Annotated in this window: 7 protein-coding genes; 5 read left to right on the forward strand and 2 right to left on the reverse strand. The window is 67.4% G+C overall.

What is annotated here, in order from left to right; translation table 11 throughout:
* Nucleotides 1-46: 46 nt before the first annotated feature.
* Nucleotides 47-709: a response regulator transcription factor gene (locus B0W88_RS13280; RefSeq protein ID WP_077035136.1), complete on the reverse strand. Its 663-nt coding sequence runs from the start codon at nt 707-709 to the stop codon at nt 47-49.
* 172 nt (nt 710-881) lie between these two features.
* The gene (locus B0W88_RS13285) at nt 882-1,781 is read right to left on the reverse strand and encodes a YicC/YloC family endoribonuclease (protein ID WP_304442581.1); all 900 of its coding nucleotides are present in this window, start codon (nt 1,779-1,781) and stop codon (nt 882-884) included.
* Between the two features lie 47 nt (nt 1,782-1,828).
* Between B0W88_RS13285 and B0W88_RS13290 the strand changes: the two genes are divergently transcribed.
* From B0W88_RS13290 to hemW, 5 genes are read left to right on the forward strand one after another with little or no spacing between them, the layout of a single operon-like run.
* Nucleotides 1,829-2,794, forward strand: a complete 966-nt coding sequence (locus tag B0W88_RS13290) for a serine/threonine-protein kinase (RefSeq protein ID WP_077035138.1) — start codon at nt 1,829-1,831, stop codon at nt 2,792-2,794.
* A gap of 13 nt (nt 2,795-2,807) precedes the next feature.
* The gene (locus B0W88_RS13295; protein WP_077035139.1) at nt 2,808-3,731 is read left to right on the forward strand and encodes a PP2C family serine/threonine-protein phosphatase; all 924 of its coding nucleotides are present in this window, start codon (nt 2,808-2,810) and stop codon (nt 3,729-3,731) included.
* Nucleotides 3,732-3,751: 20 nt separating this feature from the next.
* Nucleotides 3,752-4,492 carry a ribonuclease PH gene (rph, locus tag B0W88_RS13300; RefSeq protein WP_077035140.1) on the forward strand — a complete coding sequence of 247 codons (741 nt, stop codon included), beginning with the start codon at nt 3,752-3,754 and terminating at the stop codon, nt 4,490-4,492.
* Entirely contained in the window at nt 4,489-5,094 is a 606-nt protein-coding gene (gene rdgB, locus B0W88_RS13305) for an RdgB/HAM1 family non-canonical purine NTP pyrophosphatase (protein ID WP_077035141.1), read from the forward strand. The genes rph and rdgB overlap by 4 nt, the downstream gene beginning before the upstream one ends.
* Before the next feature lie 13 nt (nt 5,095-5,107).
* Nucleotides 5,108-6,274, forward strand: a complete 1,167-nt coding sequence (gene hemW, locus B0W88_RS13310; RefSeq protein ID WP_083748770.1) for a radical SAM family heme chaperone HemW — start codon at nt 5,108-5,110, stop codon at nt 6,272-6,274.
* The last annotated feature ends 121 nt before the right edge of the window (nt 6,275-6,395 follow it).

Raw genomic sequence — 6,395 nt, forward strand, 5'->3', positions numbered from 1 at the left:
GACCTGTACCCAATCTGTCTGCTTTCTGAACGCGGCTTCAGCTGGTTCAAACCATCTGGTAGCCGACGCCACGCACCGTCTTGAAGATGGTCTTGCCCGAGGTTTCCAGCTTGGAACGCAGCCGGCTCATGTAGACGTCCAGCAGATTGGTGTCCACGTCGAAATGCGAGGCCCAGATCTTCTCGGAGATCAGCGTGCGCGGCAGGATGCGGCCCTGGTTCTGCATGAACACCTCCAGCAGCGCGTACTCGCGGCTGGTCAGGTCCACCGGCTGGCCGTTGTTCTGCACCGTGTGGCTCAGCAGGTCCAGCTTGATGCCCGCATGCTCCAGCACCACCTGCTTGGTGGTGGACTGGCGCCGCACCAGCGAGCGCACGCGGGCCAGCAGCTCCTCGAGGCTGAAGGGCTTGGGCAGGTAGTCGTCGGCGCCGAGGTCCAGGCCCTTGACGCGGTCCTGCACGCCGTCGCGGGCGCTCAGGATCAGCACCGGCTCCTTGAAGCCGCCGGCGCGCCAGGACTTCAGCAGGTCGAGCCCGTCGCCGTCGGGCAGGCCCAGGTCCAGCACGATCGCGTCGTAGTTCGTGTCGACGAGCGCGTCGTTCGCCGCGGCGCAGCTGCGCACCCAGTTGACGGTGTACGAGCATTCGCTCAGGCCCTGCTGCAGAAAGCGGCCCAGGCGGTCGGAATCCTCAACGACCAAGATCTTCATCGCCGTGTCTCCTATCGGCCGCTGATCAACAAACAATGCCTGCGGCTCTGAGGGCGATGATAGGGAATTCGTCGACCGGCTTTCTTAATAATCGTTCAGGTTCGCCTCGGGGCTAACGCCGATACCCAGCGGCAATTCGATGCGCCCCAGCAGGTCGGGGGCTGCGGCGAATTCACTCGAGGTTCTGCACCTGCTCCCGCAGCTGCTCGATCGCCACCTTCATCTCCACCGAGATATTGGTCAGCTCCAGCGCAGCGGCCTTGGAGCCCAGCGTGTTGGCCTCGCGCAGCAGTTCCTGGATCAGGAAGTCCAGGCGCTTGCCGACCTCGCCGCCCTTCTTCAGCAGACGAGTGATCTCGTCCAGGTGGGCGCGCAGGCGGGCGAGTTCCTCGGCCACGTCGATGCGGATCGCGTAGGCGGCGGCCTCGTTCAGCGCGCGTTCGCGCAGCTGTTCCTCGGTGATGGTCTGGGTGGCGCCGGAGGCGGTCAGCGCCTCCTGCCAGCGCTCGATGAAGCGCTGCTGCTGGCGCTGCACGACGGCCGGCACCAGCGGCTCGGCCTCGGCGGCCAGCGCGCGCAGGCGCTTGACGCGCTCCATCAGGATGGCCACCAGCTTCTCGCCCTCGCGCTCGCGCGCCTCGGCCAGGCCGGCGACGCAGGCGCGGGCGGCTTCCAGCGTGGCCTCGTCGAGCTTCTCGGCGGCGCCGCCGCCGTTCTTGCACCACTGCAGCACTTCGTGGACCGACAGCGGCTGCGCCTTGGGCAGCCAGCCCTGCACCGTGCTCTCCAAGCGCGAGAGGCGGTTCAGTTGTTCCGGCTGTGGCTGGGGCCAGGCGTTGTCGCCCTCGCGCTGGGCGTTGATGCGCATCTCGATCTTGCCGCGCTTGAACTGCGCGGTGAGCAGCTCGCGCAGGGCCGGTTCCAGGCCGCGGAGCTCCTCCGGCATGCGAAAGCCGAGGTCGAGGAAACGGCCGTTGACCGAGCGCAATTCGACGCTGACGCTGGACTTGTTGACGGCGGTGTTGTCACCGTCGGAGGCGGGCTGCGAGCTGGCGCTGGCATATCCCGTCATGCTGTAGACTGGCATCTAGCACCCGGTTAGCAAAGCAAAGCGCGATTATGTCAAAGCCCAAACCGGCTCCCCTGCCGGCGGGGACGGTGGTCGGGGGCTACCAGATCATCAAGCGTCTGGCTGCAGGTGGCTTCGGTGTCGTCTACCTGGCCGAAGATCCCGATCACCATCTCGTCGCCCTCAAGGAATATCTGCCCTCCAGTCTCGCCGAGCGTTCGCCCGGCGAGCTGACGCCGCGCGTCAAGCCGGAGAAACAGCCGCTGTATCGCCTGGGCTTGAAGAGCTTCTTCGAGGAAGGCCGGTCGCTGGCGCAGATCTCGCACCCGAGCGTGGTCTCGGTGCTGAACTTCCTGCGCGAGAACGAGACCGTCTACATGGTGATGAACTACCTGCAGGGCGACACGCTGCAGGACTTCATCGTCACCGCGCGCGACATGAAGCGCGACAAGGTGTTCCGCGAGTCGACGATCCGCTCGCTGTTCGACGAGATCCTGCGCGGCCTGCGCATCGTCCACCAGCACAAGATGCTGCACCTGGACATCAAGCCGGCAAACATCTTCATCACCAATGACAACAAGGCGGTGCTGCTGGACTTCGGCGCGGCGCGCGAAGTGCTGAGCAAGGAAGGCAACTTCATCCGCCCGATGTACACGCCGGGCTTCGCGGCGCCGGAGATGTACCGTCGAGACGGCTCGTTAGGCCCCTGGACCGACATCTACGCCATCGGTGCCTGCATCTACGCCTGCATGCAGGGCTATCCGCCTAACGACGCACCTCAGCGCAATGAGAAGGACCGGCTGGCGCTGAGCCTCTCCCGGCTGCGCAACGTCTATTCCGACAACCTGCTCGAAGTGACCGAGTGGTGCATGTCGCTCGACCCGCTGTCGCGCCCGCAGAGCGTGTTCGCGCTGCAGAAGGAACTGGCCCGCGAGACCGAGCGCCGCTATACCAAGCTGAGCTTCAGCGAACGGCTGAAGCTGCAGCTGGAAAACCTCAAGGGTGCGAAGGCTTGAAGGATTCATTGCCGTGAGGTTCCAGGTATTCCAGGTGAGCCGCAAGGGCGGCCGCGAGAAGAACGAAGACCGCATGGGCTACTGCTACACGCAGGAAGCCGGCCTGTTCGCGCTGGCCGACGGCATGGGCGGGCACCCCGAGGGCGAGGTGGCTGCCGGGCTGGCGCTGCAGGCGATGGCCGCGATCTTCCAGCGCGACGCCAAGCCGGTGCTGGCCGACCCTTTGAAGTACCTGCAGGACGCCGTGCTGATCGGCCACCGCCAGCTGCTGCGCTATGCCCAGGACAAGAAGCTGCACGACACGCCGCGCACGACGGTCGTCGCCTGCGTGATGCAGGGCCACAACGCCTACTGGGTGCACTGCGGCGATTCGCGCTTGTATCTGGTGCGCGGCGGCAAGCTGATCGCCCGCACGCGCGACCATTCCTACAGCGAGCTGCAGGAGGCGCTGGGCCGCCCGGCGCCGGGCGCCGAGCGCTTCAACCGGAACGTGCTGTTCACCTGCCTGGGCAGCCCGGGCAAGCCGATGATCGACGTCAGCGGCCCGCTGGTGATGGAGCCCGGCGACAAGATGCTGCTGTGCTCCGACGGGCTGTGGGGCACGGTATCCGACGTGGACATCACCGCCCAACTGGCCGCCCGGCCGATCGCCGACGCGGTGCCCGAGCTGGTCGAGCGCGCGCTGCGCAACGGTGGCGAGCGCTGCGACAATGTCACCGTGCTGGCGGTGGAATGGGAAGGCTCCGAGCTACCCATCGTGAATGCTGCGCCGCCCGAGCTGACGGTGGACGAAGACGGCTTCGCCTCGACCATCCAGGCCGGTCCCGGCCAGGTCGACGCCCGGGGTGCGATGGACGAGGAAGAGATCGAACGCTCGGTGCGCGAGATCCAGGCCGTCATCACCCAGCGCAGCGCCGCCAAGAAAACCTCTCCCTGATTGCTTTCCCAAGGAACAAGATGACTGCTGTTGTCGAAACGACGCCGCGCAGCGAAGGCCGCGCGGCCGACGCGCTGCGCCCGGTGCGCATCACCCGCCACTACACCCGCCATGCCGAAGGCTCGGTGCTGGTCGAGTTCGGCGGCACCAAGGTGCTGTGCACCGCCTCGGTCGAGGAGAAGGTGCCCCCGTTCCGCCGCGGCTCCGGCGAAGGCTGGGTGACGGCCGAATACGGCATGCTGCCCCGCGCCACCCACACCCGCAGCGACCGCGAGGCCGCCCGCGGCAAGCAGAGCGGCCGCACGCAGGAGATCCAGCGCCTGATCGGCCGCTCGCTGCGCTGCGTGTTCGATCTGGGCCTGCTCGGCGAGCGCACGATCGCGCTGGACTGCGACGTGATCCAGGCCGACGGCGGCACCCGCACGGCGGCGATCACCGGCGCCTACGTGGCCGCGGCCGACGCGGTGAACTGGCTGCTGGCCAATGGCAAGATCGCGCAGAGCCCGCTGAAGGATGCGGTGGCGGCGATCTCGGTGGGCATCGTGAACGGCGTGCCGCTGCTGGACCTGGAGTACACCGAGGACTCGGCCTGCGACACCGACATGAACGTCGTGATGACCGCCAAGGGTGGCATCGTCGAGGTGCAGGGTACGGCCGAGGGCGTGGCCTTCAGCCGCGCCGAGATGAACAGGCTGCTGGACCTGGCCGAGAAGGGCATCGGCGAGCTGCTGGCGGCGCAGAAGGCTGCCTTGGGCGCATGAAGATCGTTCTTGCGTCCAACAACGCGAAGAAGCTCGTCGAGCTGCAGGCGCTGTTCGCGCCGCTGGGCGTCGAGCTGGTGACGCAGGGCTCGCTGGGAATTCCGGAAGCCGAAGAGCCCTACGGCACCTTCGTGGAGAACGCGCTGACCAAGGCACGCCACGCGGCGCAGGCCTCGGGCCTGCCGGCGCTGGCCGACGATTCGGGGCTGGCGGTCGATGCCTTGGGCGGCGCGCCTGGCGTCCTGTCTGCGCGTTATGCCACGCTGTTCGGCCAGCCGAAATCAGATGCTGACAACAACCGTGTGCTGCTGGAGAAGCTGGCCGGCGTCGAGGATCGCACCGGCCGTTTTGTCTGTGCCCTGGTCGCGGTGAAAAGCGCCGAGGACCCGGAGCCGCTGATCTCGATGGGTCGCTGGCAGGGTCAGGTCTTGACCGCGCTGGAAGGCGAGGGCGGCTTCGGCTACGACCCACTGCTGTTCATCCCGTCGCTGGGCAAGAGCGTGGCGCAGCTGAGCGCCGCCGAGAAGAACGCGTTGAGCCATCGCGCGCTTGCCTCGATCGACTTGGTCAAGCAGATGCGCGAGGTCTGGCACCTTGGCTGATGTCATCCGGCTGATGCGCCCGGGCACCCTGAGCCTGGCCGCGCTGCCGCCGCTGTCCCTCTACGTGCACCTGCCCTGGTGCATCCGCAAGTGCCCCTACTGCGACTTCAACTCGCATGAATCCAAGGGCGAGCTGCCGGCCTCCGCCTACCTGGCCGCGCTGCGCGCCGACCTGGAAGCGGCGCTGCCGCTGATCTGGGGCCGGCATGTCGTCAGCATCTTCATCGGCGGCGGCACGCCCAGCCTGTTCGCGCCCGAGCAGATCGCCGAACTGATCTCCGACATCCGCGCCCGGCTGCCGCTGGACCCGGGCTGCGAGATCACGCTGGAGGCCAACCCGGGCACCTTCGAGAAGGACCGCTTCAAGGGCTTCCGCGAGGCTGGCGTGACGCGCCTGTCCATCGGCGTGCAGAGCTTCGACGACGCCAAGCTGAAGGCCCTCGGCCGCGTCCACGACAGCGAGCAGGCGAAGGCCGCCATCGCCGAGGCGGCCGGCGCCTTCGACACCTTCAACATCGACCTGATGTACGCACTGCCCGGCCAGACGCTGGACGAGCTGGCGCTGGAGCTGGACACCGCGCTGGCCTTCGCGCCGCCGCACCTGTCCGTCTATCACCTGACCATCGAGCCGAACACGCGCTTCGCGGTGCAGACGCCCGAGAACCTGCCCGACCCCGATCTGGCCAGCGACATGCTGGACCTGATCACCGCGAGGACCGGTGCCGTCGGGATGGACCGTTATGAGGTCTCGGCCTACGCCCGCGCCGGCCATCGCTGCACGCACAACACCAACTACTGGCAGTTCGGCGACTACCTGGGCATCGGCGCCGGCGCCCACACCAAGCTGAGCTTCCCGCACCGCATCCTGCGCCAGGTGCGCTGGCGCGAGCCGGCGGCCTACATGGTCAAGGCGGGCGAGGGCGCGGCGGTGTCCAACGAGCACGAGGTGCAGCGCAGCGAACTGCCCTTCGAGTTCATGCTCAATGCGCTGAGGCTGAAGGACGGCGTGCCGGTCACGCAGTTCCTGGAGCGCACCGGCCTGCCGCCCTCGGCCATCGCTGCTGCGATGGAGAAAGGCCGCTCACGCGGCCTGCTGCTGCCCGACCCGGCGCGCATCGCGGCCACGGACAAGGGCTTCGACTTCCTCAGCGACCTGCAGTCGCTGTTCCTCGCCGATTAGCTAGCAAAGCCCGCACAGCGCCGCGCGGGAGCGTTCGATCTCCGCATGGAGCCAGTCGCAGAACGCGCGCAGCGCGGGCTCGTCGCGCAGGGCCGGCGGGTAGACGATGTGATAACGGTTT

Origin of the sequence: Pelomonas sp. KK5 (assembly GCF_001984095.1) — a bacterium.
Classification (GTDB): domain Bacteria; phylum Pseudomonadota; class Gammaproteobacteria; order Burkholderiales; family Burkholderiaceae_C; genus KK5.

Excerpts from the sequence above, each read along its gene's own strand:
- B0W88_RS13280 (WP_077035136.1), bottom strand. The coding sequence starts at position 709 with ATGAAGATCTTGGTCGTTGAGGATTCCGACCGCCTGGGCCGCTTTCTG.
- B0W88_RS13285 (WP_304442581.1), bottom strand. The coding sequence starts at position 1,781 with ATGACGGGATATGCCAGCGCCAGCTCGCAGCCCGCCTCCGACGGTGAC.
- B0W88_RS13290 (WP_077035138.1), top strand. The coding sequence starts at position 1,829 with ATGTCAAAGCCCAAACCGGCTCCCCTGCCGGCGGGGACGGTGGTCGGG.
- rph (WP_077035140.1), top strand. The coding sequence starts at position 3,752 with ATGACTGCTGTTGTCGAAACGACGCCGCGCAGCGAAGGCCGCGCGGCC.
- rdgB (WP_077035141.1), top strand. The coding sequence starts at position 4,489 with ATGAAGATCGTTCTTGCGTCCAACAACGCGAAGAAGCTCGTCGAGCTG.
- hemW (WP_083748770.1), top strand. The coding sequence starts at position 5,108 with ATGCGCCCGGGCACCCTGAGCCTGGCCGCGCTGCCGCCGCTGTCCCTC.